Source organism: Pseudomonas sp. R3-18-08 (assembly GCF_003852065.1).
Taxonomy (GTDB): Bacteria; Pseudomonadota; Gammaproteobacteria; order Pseudomonadales; family Pseudomonadaceae; genus Aquipseudomonas.
Genome location: NZ_CP027729.1, coordinates 925687 through 938016, shown reverse-complemented (window position 1 = coordinate 938016; position 12330 = coordinate 925687). Strand labels below are relative to the sequence as shown.

Below are 12330 nucleotides of genomic sequence, written 5' to 3'. Positions count from 1 at the left end.
ATTGAACATGCGGCAACCAGCTCGCTCACCGCCCGGTCGCCGTCATGCTCCGTTGGCCCCACAGCCCTTGGCGACGTATTGCGCATCGGCCGTGGTTACACAGGTCCAGCCGGTGTTGGCGCTGCGCGTCAAGGTGATGGTCTTGCCCAGCACGGGCGCAGGCGCATCCAGGATTTCACAGCTGATGGAGCCGCTACCCGTCGCAACATCGCCTGTCACGTCGATCTTGCAATTGGCGGTGGGACTGTTGCCGCCGATCAGATCAAGCTTGGGCACCGTGCCTTGGTTGATGACATCCTCGTAGCCGGCCTTCAACGCGCTGATTTCCGCCAACCCCGCTGTGAACTTGGCCTTGGCCTGGTGCTTGGTGTACATGGGCAAGCCAATCGTGGCCAAAATGCCGATGATCGCCACGACGATCAACAATTCGATCAAGGTAAAGCCTTTCTGACGCATCACTTTCACTCTCCAGAATAGAACCATGACAAGGCGCGTCCTGCGCCCCGTATTGTGCAGCGGCGCCAGTGTACTCATCCCTGCGTGGCCCATCGCGTACCAGACGCACAATCTGACATTTTATCGGCCAACGCCAGCCTGGCCTGCATCCGCCCTCTGACTAAGCTGTAAATTCTCAACCTGCATGTGCGAAGGCGACATGAACGACACCTCAACGATCTACACCTGGCAAGGCATCAACCGCAAAGGCCGCCGGGTGTGCGGGCAAACCACGGGGCATGACCTGGCGCTGATCAAGGCGCAACTGCGCCAGCAAGGCATCTGCCCCGAGCATGTGCGCAGGAAATCGTCGGGCCTGCCAAGCCTGGCTCCGCCGATTCAGTCCGCCGACATCGCCCTGTTCACCCGCCAGTTGGCGACGCTGTTGAAGGCTGGCATCCCCTTGTTGCAAGCTTTCGACATCATCCGCGAGGGCGTCGAGAACCGAGCGCTGCGCGAGTTGGTCGAGGGTCTGAAACAACACGTCGCCGCCGGTAACAGCCTGGCCAGCACGCTGCGCCAATACCCCCGTTATTTCGATGAGCTGTACTGCCACCTGATTGCCGCCGGTGAACAGGCAGGTGCCCTGGAAACGCTGCTGGAGCGAGTGGCCATTCATCTGGAAAAAAGCCAACGGCTCAAGACCAGGATCAAGAAAGCCATGACCTACCCTCTCGCCGTACTGGTGGTGGCCAGCCTGGTCAGCGCAGTGTTGCTGATGCAGGTGGTGCCGCAGTTCCAGACCCTGTTCGCCGGGGTCGACAGCCCGTTGCCCGGTTTTACCCTGGGGGTCATCGCCCTCTCCGACTTTCTGCGACAGGCCTGGTGGATGCTGGCGCTGAGCCTGGGCGTGGCAATAGGCGCCTGGCGCCACGCCTACCGTGTTTCGCCGGGTTTTCGCCACGGGCTGGAGGCGGGTTTGTTGAAAATTCCCGTGGCAGGCAAACTGTTGAACAAAGCGGCCGTCGCCCGCTACGCCCGCACGCTTTCAACCACCTTTGCGGCAGGTGTTCCCCTGGTGCAGGCACTGGGCTCAGTGGCCGGCGCCGTCGGTAACGGCCCTTTCAAACAGGCAATCGAACATATGCGCCACGATGTATCAACGGGTATGCAGTTGAATCAATCCATGGCCGCCAGCGGGCTGTTTCCCGGCATGGCGATCCAGATGACAGCAATCGGCGAAGAGTCCGGCACGCTGGACCGCATGCTGGACAAGGTCGCGAGCCATTACGAGGCCGACGTAGAAACCCTCGTCGATAACCTTACCAGCCTGATGGAACCGCTGATAATGGTCGTGCTGGGGAGCATTGTCGGTGCATTGGTGATTGCGATGTACCTGCCGGTGTTTCAATTAGGGTCGGCATTTTGAGTGCGTTGCTGGGCGAGCAGCCCTGGGTGTTTGTGGGCGTGGCGCTGCTGCTGGGCCTGATCGTTGGCAGTTTCCTCAATGTGCTGGTCTGGCGCCTGCCCAAAATGCTCGAGCGGGAATGGCGCGCCCAAGCCCATGAAATTCTCGGCCTGCCCGTCGTACCGGCGGGGCCGGTCTATAACCTCATGCACCCCGGCTCGTGCTGCCCGCGCTGCGACCAGCGGATTCGCCCCTGGGAAAACATCCCCGTGCTCAGCTACCTGATGCTCAAGGGGCGTTGCAGACATTGCCATGCAACCATCAGCGCGCGTTACCCCCTCACCGAACTGGCATGCGCGCTGATCAGCGCCACTGTCGCCTGGCACTTCGGTTTCAGCTGGCAGGCGGGCGCGGTGCTGCTGCTGAGTTGGGGGTTGCTGGGCATGAGCCTGATCGATGTGGATCACCAGTTGCTGCCGGATGCATTGGTGCTGCCATTGCTCTGGCTGGGGCTTATGGTCAACAGCGCGGGCCTGCTGGCGACATTGCCCGAGGCGTTATGGGGCGCGGTGTTTGGCTACATGAGCCTTTGGAGCGTGTTCTGGCTGTTCAAGCTGGCCACCGGCAAGGATGGCATGGGCCATGGTGACTTCAAGCTACTCGCATTGTTGGGAGCCTGGGGTGGCTGGCAAATCCTGCCGATGACGCTGTTGATGGCGTCGCTGCTCGGCGTGTTCGTCGGCGTGCTGCTGATGCGCTGGCGCAAGACCGGAGCGTCGGTGCCGATGCCATTTGGCCCCTGCTTGGCAATTGCCGGCTGGATTGCATTGCTCTGGGGTGGTCAAATAACCGACTTCTATTTGCAGTCTGTCGGTTTCAGATGACCACTCCTGTTGCAACACCCTGGATTCTCGGCCTTACGGGCGGGATCGGCAGCGGTAAAAGCGCTGCGGCCGAACACTTCACCAAGTTGGGTGTCGACCTGATCGACGCCGATCATGCCGCCCGCTGGGTGGTTGAGCCCGGCCGGCCGGCGCTGGCACGCATTGCCGAACATTTCGGCAGCGGTGTGCTGCAGCCGGACGGCCAGCTGGACCGCGCCGCGTTGCGAAAATTGATTTTTGACGTACCCGCCGAACGTCTCTGGCTGGAAGGCTTGTTGCATCCGCTGATCGCCGAAGAAATTCGCGACCACCTGGCGCGCGCCCGATCACCCTATGCGATTCTGGTCTCACCGCTGCTGATCGAATCCGGCCAGTACAGCATGACCCAGCGCATCCTGGTGATCGACGTGCCGCAATCCCTGCAGATTCAGCGTACCCTGCAGCGCGACGGCATCAGCGAGCAACAGGTGCAGGCCATTCTCAAGGCTCAGTCGAGCCGCGAAGACCGCCTGAACCATGCCGATGACGTACTGGTCAATGACCAGGACCTTGCCTGGCTGCACGGCGAGGTCGAGCGACTGCACCACTTTTACCTTACTTTGCGTGGAGGCCGATCATGAGCCAACCCTTGACCGTCGATTGCCCAACCTGCGGCGCCCCCGTGGAATGGAAACCCGACAACCTCAACCGGCCGTTCTGCTCGGACCGTTGCAAACTCATCGACCTGGGCGCCTGGGCTGCTGAAGAACATAAGATCCCGGTGGCCCCGGACGCCGAAGACGAGTTGTTTTCCGAAGACCTGCCGCCACGCCACTAAGGCCGCATAAAGGCGTATTCCTGCTGGTCGTCGAGGTTTTCCGCAAGGTATTGCAACTCGTCGGCCAGGTCTTCAAAGCTGCGCACGCCCTTGCTCTGCTCCACCACCGCGCTGAGCATGGCGCGCAGGGTCAGGCCCGGATCAAACCCGATTTCCTGTGCCGCGTCCTGGCTCCTGCGCAACTCTTGCCGCGCCCATTCGTACACACTCATGATTCGTGCTCCTGAAATTTCGACGAGCATGGGCCCGTGCGGCCATCCGGTGTTTGATCTGGATCAACCCCGCGAATCGTCATCCTTCCAGGGTGCCGAGAGATAGCGGGTGCGGTTGAACGTCTCCAGCCAGTCCGGGCAGAACACCACCAAGGCACTGATCACCATGCCGTTGATAAACGCTTCGGGAAAGATGATCAGCCACAGGTAGCCGACAAAGTCTTCAAGCCATTCCGGCATCGCAAATCGTCCATAGAACCATAGCAGCCCCAGGCCGGCCAACAGGCAGAGCAACGCCGACAAGGCGGCAGCCAAAAAACCGGAACAGAAGATGTACACGAAAGGGTTTCGCGGTTGCGCCCGCTCTACCAGCGCCGCACAGGTTTCGGTCACCAGCACCGGTAGCCCAATCAACAGCAGGCCGTTCACACCGACTGCGGCGAAACCCTGACGCCCCAGCCATACCAAACCCAACTGCGCGGCACACCCACCCACGATCGCCAACGGCCAGTCCAGCAACAAGGTCACGGCGGTCATGCCGATAAAATGGTAAGACACCCCCGTATCGAAATCCCGCCGCACCAGCCATAACATGAACAGCGCGAACACCGTGCCGAACAGCAAATGCTGGCGCCGTCGGTCGGCAAACAACTCAACCCAAGGCGCACGCCAGATCGCCCAGACCACCAGCGGGGCATACAACAGCCAGCCGATGGCAAGGGTCTGCGGCATCAGTACCGCCGCGCCGATCACCGTTTCACCTGCCTAGCCGCCTCATGGCCCGTCATGGGCCTGGCCGCGTTGATCGTAAACATGAACGCCTCGTTTCCAGAGTCGCTGCCGGATGGTCAGATTACATCGCCAGGTTACCGGGTAGCCAGCTGTAAGGCTGAGCAACGCCGGGCCCGCAACGAGTCTTCCTGCGGTCATCATTTGAACGCTAAGCTACGCCTATGGATGACTCAGATTATTTGCGCCTGCTCACCGTAGCAGCCGAACAAGCCAACGCGTTCCTGTCCAATGCCCGCAAATGGGAGCGTGAGCGTTGGGTCTGCCAGCGCCTGCTGCAAGGCTTGAACGTGCCCTATCGCGCCGAGGAGTTCCACGCCGCCGGCCAGGAGCCGCCGGACGTGCTGTTTCGCGACGCCAGTTTTGAGGTGTTCTTTGTATTGGACGAAGGCCGCCGGCTGAACGACGAATGGCGCGACGAATTGCTGCGCCGGCGCAGCGCCTTTTCCTTGAGCCAGCTGGTGCGCCGCGAAGCCAAGCCAAGGCGCATCCCTGCCCACGAGTTCCTGTTGCGCCTGGCCCCGACCCTGCGCAAAAAAGCGCATAACTACAAAGAACGCGGAATGGACCTGGGGGAACTGGACCTCATCGCCTTCACCAGCCTCAAGCGCGAAGTGCTGGACCTCAACAGCCACTTCCCACCGCCTACCGAATATCTGCGCCAGGGCTGGCGTTCGCTGTCGCTGGTGGGGCCAACCTTTGCGCGGGTACTGTTCGCACATCCGGACGCGCCGGATTTCTTGCGCAACAACCTGGGCCGCAGCATAGTGTTCGATGTGGGCATCAGCCTTTGATGCCCCGGCTGTAACGTGGCGCCCTTTTGCAACGTCTACCTGACGAGGCTTTTATGACCAGCCGCCTGAAACCCGATGACCAACAGCATGTCGAAGAGTACCTGCAACTCTCCCAGCACAGAGTCGAGCGCAAGCCTTTCAGGCCGTGGCTGCTCCTTGGTGTGGTGCTGGTGGTGGTGATCGGGCTCGGCTTGCTGAGCCGCCTTTTGAGTTACCTGACGCTATGAGCTGCCTGGCGCTCGCGGGGGTAACTGCTCCGATTTCTTTTAGCCTTGCGAGATATCCCCATGACCCATCGTATTATTGTCGTCGGCGGCGGTGCCGGCGGCCTGGAGCTAGCGACCCGCCTGGGTAAGACTCTGGGCAAACGCGGCAAAGCCAGCATCACGCTGGTGGACGCCAACCTGACGCATATCTGGAAACCGCTGCTGCACGAAGTCGCGGCCGGCTCGCTGAACTCTTCGGAAGACGAACTCAATTACGTCGCCCAGGCGAAATGGAACCACTTCGAGTTCCAACTGGGGCGTATGAGCGGGCTTGACCGTGAACAAAAGAAAATCCAACTGGCCGCCACCCTCGACGAAGAAGGCCGGGAGCTGGTACCTGCGCGCGTACTGAGTTACGACAGCCTGGTAATTGCAGTGGGCAGCACCACTAACGATTTCGGCACCGAGGGCGCGGCGCAGCATTGCCTGTTCCTCGACACCCGCAAGCAGGCCGAGCGCTTCCATCAGCGGCTGCTCAACCATTACCTGCGTGCCCACGCCGGGCAAACCGACACCATTGAACAGATCAGCGTCGCCATCGTCGGCGCCGGCGCCACCGGCGTTGAACTGGCCGCCGAACTGCATAACGCAGCCCATGAGCTGGCAGCTTACGGCCTGGACCGTATCAAGCCGGAAAACATGCACATCACCCTGATCGAAGCCGGCCCTCGGGTATTGCCCGCGCTGCCGGAGCGGATTGGCGGGCCTGTGCATAAAACCCTGGAAAAACTTGGGGTGACCGTGCTGACCAACTCGGCCGTCAGCGAAGTGACCGCCGACGCGCTGATCACCAGCAGCGGCCAGGTAATCCCGGCCAGCCTTAAAGTGTGGGCCGCCGGGATTCGCGCACCGGGTTTTCTCAAGGACCTCGATGGCCTGGAGACCAACCGCATCAACCAACTGCAGGTGCTGCCGACGCTGCAGACTACCCGCGACGAAAACATCTTCGCCTTTGGCGATTGCGCCGCCTGCCCGCAACCGGGCACCGACCGCAATGTGCCGCCGCGCGCGCAGGCCGCTCACCAGCAGGCCTCATTGCTCGCCAAATCGCTGAAGCTGCGGATTGAAGGCAAGGCGCTGCCGGCCTACAAGTACACCGACTACGGCTCGCTGATCTCGCTGTCGCGCTTTTCCGCGGTGGGCAACTTGATGGGCAACCTGACCGGCAGTGTGATGCTGGAGGGCTGGTTGGCGCGGATGTTCTACGTGTCGCTGTACCGTATGCACCAGATGGCGCTGTATGGCTTTTTCCGCACGGCGATGCTGATGCTAGGCAGCAAGATTGGACGTGGGACTGAGCCGCGTCTGAAACTGCACTGACAACTCGGTTTCTGGTGGGACTCGATTAATGTGGGAGGGGGCTTGCTCCCGATGGCAGTGTGTCAGGTATGAATACTTAACTGACCCACCGCCATCGGGAGCAAGCCCCCTCCCACATTAGGATTGTGTTGAATTTGAGATAATTGCAGGCAAAAAAAATCCCCGTATCTTTCGATACGAGGATTTTTAATATGGTCGGGGTAGGGGGATTCGAACTCCCGACATCCTGCTCCCAAAGCAGGCGCGCTACCGGACTGCGCTATACCCCGGTAATAAAAAGGCGACCTTTCAGTCGCCTTCTTCGATCAGTGCTTTTGGCCTCTGATCTTAAGATCTGATTCCAGCGTTAACTGGTCTCAAAAATGGTGGGTCGTGTGGGATTCGAACCTACGACCAATTGGTTAAAAGCCAACTGCTCTACCAACTGAGCTAACGACCCAAATATGGTCGGGGTAGGGGGATTCGAACTCCCGACATCCTGCTCCCAAAGCAGGCGCGCTACCGGACTGCGCTATACCCCGGTTTGAAATTGGCTCCGTGACCAGGACTCGAACCTGGGACCCAATGATTAACAGTCATTTGCTCTACCGACTGAGCTATCACGGAACTACATATTTCAATGTGCAACTTTTACTGCGGTAAAACCTTCTCTTCGACCCTGTCCGTATCGCTACGTTAGCGTCTCTGAGGCGCGCTATTCTACAATCTTAAAAACCCCTGTCAACCCTTTAAATTGCTTTTAAGACAATGATTTGCGCTTCTTTCTGATTTCTTCTTGGGGAGAAGAAACCCGTGGGCTGACGTTGCTGCGGGGCGCACTTTACAAGCCTTTGCCTTACAGTTCAACGCCCTATCGAAAAAAAAGGCCCCGCAATGCGGGGCCTCCTCTTTTAGCACTGGCTGCCGGGCTTAATGGAAGACGATTTCGTCGTTCTCCACCGTCGCCTTGACGGGGGTGCCGGGCATAAAGCTGCCCGACAGGATCAGCTGTGCCAGCGGGTTTTCGATCCAGCGCTGGATCGCACGCTTCAACGGCCGTGCGCCATACACCGGGTCGTAACCCACCGCGATCAGCTTGTCCAACGCCTCGCTGCTCAGCTCCAGCGCCAGTTCGCGCTCGGCCAGGCGTGCACGCAGGCGTCCCAACTGGATCTCGGTGATACCGGCAATCTGATCCCGGGCCAAAGGCTCGAAGATCACCACTTCATCCACCCTGTTGATAAATTCCGGGCGGAAGTGCGAGGTCAGCGCATCCATCACCGCTGCCCGCTGGGCCTCGCGATCGCCCACCAACTCCTGGATCTGCGCCGAGCCCAGGTTGGAGGTCATCACGATCACCGTGTTGCGGAAATCCACTGTACGGCCGTGGCTGTCGGTCAGGCGGCCGTCCTCGAGCACTTGCAACAGGATGTTGAACACATCCGGGTGCGCCTTCTCGACCTCGTCCAGCAAGATCACCGAGTAAGGCTTACGCCGCACGGCCTCGGTCAGGTAACCGCCCTCCTCGTAGCCCACATAGCCTGGTGGGGCGCCGATCAGGCGCGCCACCGAGTGTTTCTCCATGAACTCGGACATGTCGATGCGCACCATCGCCTCTTCAGTATCGAAGAGGAATTCGGCCAAGGCCTTGCACAGCTCGGTCTTACCCACGCCGGTCGGGCCGAGGAACATGAACGAACCACTTGGTCGATTCGGGTCGGACAACCCGGCGCGGGTACGCCGCACCGCATTGGACACCGCCACCACGGCCTCTTCCTGGCCAATAACGCGCTGGTGCAACAGGCTTTCCATCTTCAGCAGCTTGTCGCGTTCGCCCTCGAGCATTTTCGACACAGGAATGCCGGTCCACTTGGAGACCACCTCGGCTATTTCTTCCTCGGTCACCTTGCTGCGCAGCAACTGGTTCTCGCTGTGTCCATGCTGGTCGACCATCTGCAGGCTGCGTTCCAGGTCCGGGATCACCCCGTACTGCAACTCGGCCATGCGGTTCAGGTCGCCCTTGCGGCGTGCGGCTTCCAGCTCCTGGCGCGACTGCTCGATCTTCTGCTGGATCTGCGCCGAACCCTGCACTTCGGCTTTTTCCGAGGTCCAGATTTCTTCGAGATCCGAATACTCCCGCTCCAGGCGGACGATTTCTTCCTGGAGTTTTTCCAGACGTTTCTTCGCCGCCTCATCCTCTTCTTTCTTCAGCGCCTGGGATTCGACTTTCAGTTGAATCAGGCGGCGATCCAGGCGGTCGAGCACTTCCGGCTTGGAGTCGATCTCCATGCGAATCCGGCTGGCCGCTTCGTCGATCAAATCGATGGCCTTGTCGGGCAATTGACGATCGGTGATATAGCGATGGCTCAACTTGGCCGCCGCAATGATCGCGCCGTCGGTGATCGCGACTTTATGGTGGACCTCATAGCGCTCTTTCAGGCCACGCAGGATGGCGATGGTGTCCTCTTCGCTGGGCTCTTCCACCAGCACTTTCTGGAAACGCCGCTCCAGAGCCGCGTCCTTTTCAATGTACTGACGGTATTCGTTGAGCGTGGTGGCACCGACGCAATGCAACTCGCCTCGCGCCAGGGCAGGCTTGAGCATATTGCCAGCATCCATGGAGCCCTCGCCTTTACCGGCGCCGACCATGGTGTGCAGTTCGTCGATAAACAGAATGATCTGCCCTTCCTGCTTGGACAATTCATTGAGCAGGGATTTGAGGCGTTCTTCGAACTCGCCACGGAACTTGGCGCCGGCGATCAGCGAGCCCATGTCCAGGGACAGCAGGCGCTTGCCTTTCAGGCCGTCCGGCACTTCGCCATTGATGATGCGCTGGGCCAAGCCCTCGGCGATGGCGGTTTTACCCACGCCAGGCTCACCGATCAGCACGGGATTGTTCTTGGTACGGCGTTGCAGCACCTGGATGGTGCGCCGAATTTCGTCGTCACGGCCGATGACCGGGTCAAGCTTGCCCTCTTCGGCGCGCTTGGTCAGGTCAACGGTGTATTTATCCAGGGCTTGGCGCGACTCCTCGTGGTTGGGGTCATTCACCGCCTCGCCGCCGCGCAGATTGTTGATGGCGTTTTCCAGGGCTTTCTTGCTCACGCCCTGGCCCAGCAACAATTTGCCGAGCTTGCTGTTGTCGTCCATGGCGGCGAGCAGCACGAGCTCGCTGGAGATGAACTGGTCACCTTTCTGTTGGGCCAGGCGGTCGGCCTGGTTCAGCAGGCGCGCCAAATCCTGGGACATATTCACGTCGCCGGTAGGATTCTGGATTTTCGGCAGTTGGTCGAGCTCTTTGCTCAACTCCTTGCGCAGGCTGTTGATGTCAAAGCCCACCTGCATCAACAAGGGCTTGATAGAACCACCTTGTTGCTCCAGGAGCGCCTGCATCAAGTGCGCAGGTTCAATTGCCGGGTGGTCGAGACCGACCGCCAGGGATTGGGAGTCCGATAAGGCCAACTGCAATTTGCTGGTTAAACGATCAATACGCATAAGTCACCTTCCTTTTGAGCAGGCCGGAGCTGTAGAAACATCCTGAATGAAGAAACCTGCCAGATACCCCTATAGATGGGGTGGATTCTGGGGGATTCAAGCAGCGGATGGTTGATACAGATCAGGACAGTCTAGCGTTCGAGCCAGATAAGGGAGGCGAATCGGCCCGTGCGTGGGCTGCGGCGATAGGAAAAGAAGCGCGGGTCGGTCACGGTGCACAAACCGCCACCATACACAGCGGTAACGCCCCGTGCTGCCAGGCGCAGACGAGCAAGCTGATAGATATCGGCCATGAACTTGCCGGGATTACGGCTGGGCACGAAGGCCCGGGCAGTCACGGGCAGTTGTTGCATGAAGGCTTCACGCACCTCGGGGCCTACCTCAAAGGCCTGCGGACCAATGGCCGGGCCGAGCCAGACCAGCACGTCGGCGGGGTCGCAACCCAGGCTGTCGAAGGCTGCCTCCAGCACCCCGGCCGCGAGCCCACGCCAACCGGCATGCGCCGCCGCCACACGGGTGCCCGCTCGATTGCAGAACAATGCAGGCAGGCAATCGGCCGTCATCGCGGTGCAGGCGATACCAGGGGTGCTGGTCCAACTGCCATCCGCTTCGGCGATACGGCCCGGGTCGGCCTTGACCACAGTGGTGCCGTGGACTTGACGCAACCAGGCCGGCTGGATACCGAAGGCATCGGTAAGACGGCGACGATTTTCCAGGACGGCCTCAAGGCTGTCCTCGACGTGATCGCCCAGGTTGAGGCTGTCGAACGGCGCCACACTGACGCCGCCCGCACGGGTCGTGACGCAGGCTTTGACCTGAGACGGCGCGGGCCAGTCAGGTATCAGCCAGTCACTCATCCGATAAACGCCTCGCGATCCTGCTTGAGCAGCGACAACAACCAGACCAGATCGTCTGGAAGCGGCGATTCCCAGCTCATGCGCTTACCGCTCGTCGGATGATCCAGTTCCAGGAAGCGTGCATGCAGCGCCTGGCGCGGGAACGTCTTGAGCGATTCAACCATGGTCTGGCTGGCCGCCGGCGGAATACGGAAGCGACCACCGTAGGCCGGATCGCCGACCAACGGGAAGTTGATGTGGGCCATGTGCACGCGGATCTGGTGGGTACGACCGGTTTCCAGCTTGACCCGCACGTGCGTGTGGGAACGGAAACGCTCCAGCACGCGATAGTGGCTGACGGCCTGCTTGCCGCCCTCCATCACCGCCATGCGCTGGCGCTGCTGGCCGTGGCGACCGATAGGGGCGTTGATCTTGCCCCCGGCCACCACGACGCCGATCACGATGCACTCGTAGATCCGGCTGACGCTGCGACTCTGCAATTGAGTAACCAGTTGCGTCTGCGCCTGAATGGTCTTGGCCACCACCATCAGGCCGGTGGTGTCCTTGTCCAGACGGTGCACGATGCCGCAGCGCGGCACATTGATGATGTCCGGCACGTGGTGCAACAGGGCATTGAGCAAGGTGCCATCAGCGTGCCCGGCAGCCGGGTGAACCACCAGGCCTGCGGGTTTGTTGATGACCAGGATGTCGTCATCTTCATAGACGATATCCAGCTCGATGTCCTGGGCGACCCATTCTCCCTGGGCTTCCTGCTCGGCAGTCAGCTCAAGAATCGCACCGCCATGCACTATGTCTCGCGGGCGGATAACCGCTCCATCCACAGTCAGGCGGCCGTCTTTGATCCAGGCGGAAAGGCGCGAGCGCGAGTGCTCAGCGAATAATTGTGCGGCGACTTGATCGAGGCGTTGGCCGCCCAATTCGGACGGCACCTCTGCGCGAAGTTCAATTTTATCGGACATGCTCAGACTAGGCGTGGCACAGCCTTTGGTTTCGGCTGCGCGCTTGTGGTTAAATACGGCGTCTTTTGCCCCGAGGCTTTCAACGGGGCGCTCATCATAACAGGACGGCCCCGCC

Annotated in this window: 13 protein-coding genes and 4 tRNA genes; 7 read left to right on the top strand and 10 right to left on the bottom strand. The window is 60.4% G+C overall.

Features of this window, described 5'->3' with window-relative positions; translation table 11 throughout:
* Positions 1–42 precede the first annotated feature (42 nt).
* The gene (locus C4J92_RS04215) at positions 43–456 is read right to left on the bottom strand and encodes a pilin (protein WP_124368933.1); all 414 of its coding nucleotides are present in this window, start codon (positions 454–456) and stop codon (positions 43–45) included.
* A 199-nt stretch (positions 457–655) separates the two neighbouring features.
* Between C4J92_RS04215 and C4J92_RS04210 the strand changes: the two genes are divergently transcribed.
* Genes C4J92_RS04210 through yacG form a run of 4 tightly spaced genes read left to right on the top strand, consistent with a single transcriptional unit; the run spans position 656 to position 3544 of the window.
* Positions 656–1864 (top strand): type II secretion system F family protein, encoded by a 1209-nt coding sequence (locus C4J92_RS04210; RefSeq protein WP_124403051.1) that lies wholly within the window; start codon positions 656–658, stop codon positions 1862–1864.
* Positions 1861–2727 carry an A24 family peptidase gene (locus tag C4J92_RS04205; protein ID WP_124403050.1) on the top strand — a complete coding sequence of 289 codons (867 nt, stop codon included), beginning with the start codon at positions 1861–1863 and terminating at the stop codon, positions 2725–2727. The genes C4J92_RS04210 and C4J92_RS04205 overlap by 4 nt, the downstream gene beginning before the upstream one ends.
* The gene (gene coaE / locus C4J92_RS04200; RefSeq protein WP_124403049.1) at positions 2724–3347 is read left to right on the top strand and encodes a dephospho-CoA kinase; all 624 of its coding nucleotides are present in this window, start codon (positions 2724–2726) and stop codon (positions 3345–3347) included. The genes C4J92_RS04205 and coaE overlap by 4 nt, the downstream gene beginning before the upstream one ends.
* A complete protein-coding gene (gene yacG, locus C4J92_RS04195) occupies positions 3344–3544 on the top strand; it encodes a DNA gyrase inhibitor YacG (RefSeq protein WP_065887991.1) in 201 nt (66 codons plus the stop codon). Before coaE ends, yacG begins: the two co-directional genes overlap by 4 nt.
* Here yacG and C4J92_RS04190 read toward each other — a convergent pair.
* Positions 3541–3756: a hypothetical protein gene (locus tag C4J92_RS04190; protein WP_124361242.1), complete on the bottom strand. Its 216-nt coding sequence runs from the start codon at positions 3754–3756 to the stop codon at positions 3541–3543. The genes yacG and C4J92_RS04190 overlap by 4 nt on opposite strands.
* Before the next feature lie 63 nt (positions 3757–3819).
* On the bottom strand, positions 3820–4509 hold the full coding sequence (locus C4J92_RS04185; RefSeq protein WP_124403048.1) for an energy-coupling factor ABC transporter permease: 690 nt from the start codon (positions 4507–4509) through the stop codon (positions 3820–3822).
* A 200-nt stretch (positions 4510–4709) separates the two neighbouring features.
* On the opposite strand from C4J92_RS04185, the gene C4J92_RS04180 reads away from it, so the two are divergent.
* From C4J92_RS04180 to C4J92_RS04170, 3 genes are read left to right on the top strand one after another with little or no spacing between them, the layout of a single operon-like run.
* Positions 4710–5339 (top strand): DUF1780 domain-containing protein, encoded by a 630-nt coding sequence (locus C4J92_RS04180; protein WP_083360208.1) that lies wholly within the window; start codon positions 4710–4712, stop codon positions 5337–5339.
* Between the two features lie 53 nt (positions 5340–5392).
* On the top strand, positions 5393–5566 hold the full coding sequence (locus C4J92_RS04175; RefSeq protein WP_124361240.1) for a DUF3094 family protein: 174 nt from the start codon (positions 5393–5395) through the stop codon (positions 5564–5566).
* Between the two features lie 60 nt (positions 5567–5626).
* The gene (locus tag C4J92_RS04170; protein ID WP_124403047.1) at positions 5627–6925 is read left to right on the top strand and encodes an NAD(P)/FAD-dependent oxidoreductase; all 1299 of its coding nucleotides are present in this window, start codon (positions 5627–5629) and stop codon (positions 6923–6925) included.
* A gap of 192 nt (positions 6926–7117) precedes the next feature.
* Here the strand turns inward: C4J92_RS04170 and C4J92_RS04165 are convergent.
* The 7 genes from C4J92_RS04165 to rluD all read right to left on the bottom strand — a co-directional run bounded on the left by C4J92_RS04165 (position 7118) and on the right by rluD (position 12215).
* A tRNA-Pro gene (locus C4J92_RS04165) sits at positions 7118–7194 on the bottom strand.
* 94 nt (positions 7195–7288) lie between these two features.
* Positions 7289–7364 (bottom strand) — tRNA-Lys (locus C4J92_RS04160).
* A 5-nt stretch (positions 7365–7369) separates the two neighbouring features.
* Positions 7370–7446, bottom strand: a tRNA-Pro gene (locus C4J92_RS04155).
* A 9-nt stretch (positions 7447–7455) separates the two neighbouring features.
* Positions 7456–7531 (bottom strand) — tRNA-Asn (locus C4J92_RS04150).
* A gap of 303 nt (positions 7532–7834) precedes the next feature.
* Positions 7835–10399 carry an ATP-dependent chaperone ClpB gene (gene clpB, locus C4J92_RS04145; protein WP_124361235.1) on the bottom strand — a complete coding sequence of 855 codons (2565 nt, stop codon included), beginning with the start codon at positions 10397–10399 and terminating at the stop codon, positions 7835–7837.
* A gap of 131 nt (positions 10400–10530) precedes the next feature.
* A complete protein-coding gene (gene pgeF / locus C4J92_RS04140; protein ID WP_124403046.1) occupies positions 10531–11256 on the bottom strand; it encodes a peptidoglycan editing factor PgeF in 726 nt (241 codons plus the stop codon).
* Positions 11253–12215, bottom strand: coding sequence for a 23S rRNA pseudouridine(1911/1915/1917) synthase RluD (rluD, locus tag C4J92_RS04135; protein ID WP_016976299.1), 963 nt, complete (start codon positions 12213–12215; stop codon positions 11253–11255). The genes pgeF and rluD overlap by 4 nt, the downstream gene beginning before the upstream one ends.
* Positions 12216–12330: the final 115 nt, after the last annotated feature.

Coding starts and splice junctions, on each gene's coding strand:
- C4J92_RS04215 (WP_124368933.1), bottom strand. CDS start 456: ATGCGTCAGAAAGGCTTTACCTTGATCGAATTGTTGATCGTCGTGGCG.
- C4J92_RS04210 (WP_124403051.1), top strand. CDS start 656: ATGAACGACACCTCAACGATCTACACCTGGCAAGGCATCAACCGCAAA.
- coaE (WP_124403049.1), top strand. CDS start 2,724: ATGACCACTCCTGTTGCAACACCCTGGATTCTCGGCCTTACGGGCGGG.
- yacG (WP_065887991.1), top strand. CDS start 3,344: ATGAGCCAACCCTTGACCGTCGATTGCCCAACCTGCGGCGCCCCCGTG.
- C4J92_RS04190 (WP_124361242.1), bottom strand. CDS start 3,756: ATGAGTGTGTACGAATGGGCGCGGCAAGAGTTGCGCAGGAGCCAGGAC.
- C4J92_RS04180 (WP_083360208.1), top strand. CDS start 4,710: ATGGATGACTCAGATTATTTGCGCCTGCTCACCGTAGCAGCCGAACAA.
- C4J92_RS04175 (WP_124361240.1), top strand. CDS start 5,393: ATGACCAGCCGCCTGAAACCCGATGACCAACAGCATGTCGAAGAGTAC.
- C4J92_RS04170 (WP_124403047.1), top strand. CDS start 5,627: ATGACCCATCGTATTATTGTCGTCGGCGGCGGTGCCGGCGGCCTGGAG.
- clpB (WP_124361235.1), bottom strand. CDS start 10,399: ATGCGTATTGATCGTTTAACCAGCAAATTGCAGTTGGCCTTATCGGAC.
- pgeF (WP_124403046.1), bottom strand. CDS start 11,256: ATGAGTGACTGGCTGATACCTGACTGGCCCGCGCCGTCTCAGGTCAAA.
- rluD (WP_016976299.1), bottom strand. CDS start 12,215: ATGTCCGATAAAATTGAACTTCGCGCAGAGGTGCCGTCCGAATTGGGC.